The organism is Aminobacter sp. P4_D5 (genome assembly GCF_056401815.1).
Map to the genome: position 1 here is coordinate 1 of NZ_JBFUIP010000789.1, position 679 is coordinate 679.

Consider the following 679-nt stretch of genomic DNA (forward strand, 5'->3'; position numbering starts at 1 on the left):
CTCCTCCACGGTGAGGTCGATGCCGCGCACCACCTCCAGCCCGCCGAAGTTCTTTCGCAGTCCACAGATCTCGAAGATGGGCCGCTTCATGCGGGGCGCTCCGGACGGAACAGGCGCATCAGGCCCGCCCGTGTGACGACGCCCTGGGGCCGCACCGCCATCACCAGGATCACCGCCGMCGCAAAGAGCACGTAGCGCCAGGCTGCCGCGCCCCGGAACAGCTCCGGCAGCAGGGTGAAGAAGGCCGCGCCGATCAGCGGTCCCCAGGCCGTCTGCGTGCCGCCCAGCACGACAGAGAGCACGATCGTCACCGAGAGCAGCACGGAAAAATGCTGTGCCTCGACGAAGTTGAACTGGAAGCCGTACAGCGCGCCCGCCAGCCCCGCGAGAGCCGCCCCGATCGAGAAGGCGCCGAGTTGCGTGAAGGGCACGTGCACGCCGAAGAGCGAGGTCACGGTCKCATCCTGCTCGATGGCATGCAGTGTCATGCCGAAGCGGCTCGCGCTCAACCACCACCCGAGCAGGATCACACCGAGGGCGCAGGCGGCGATGGGTGCAAGGCCCAGATGTTCGATCACCGGATAGCCCGCCGCGCCGCCCACCGCGTCGAGATTGATCAGGATGCCGCGCACCACCTCGTTGAAGGCAAGCGTCGCCAGCGCGAGGTAGAGCCCCCTGT

General features: G+C 67.9%; 1 protein-coding gene. It reads right to left on the bottom strand.

All coding sequences use genetic code 11. The features are described 5' to 3' along the window. Positions 1 to 86: 86 nt before the first annotated feature. On the bottom strand, positions 87 to 679 hold a 593-nt coding region (locus AC1DWF_RS35010), incomplete at its 5' end, for a branched-chain amino acid ABC transporter permease (RefSeq protein ID WP_476843069.1).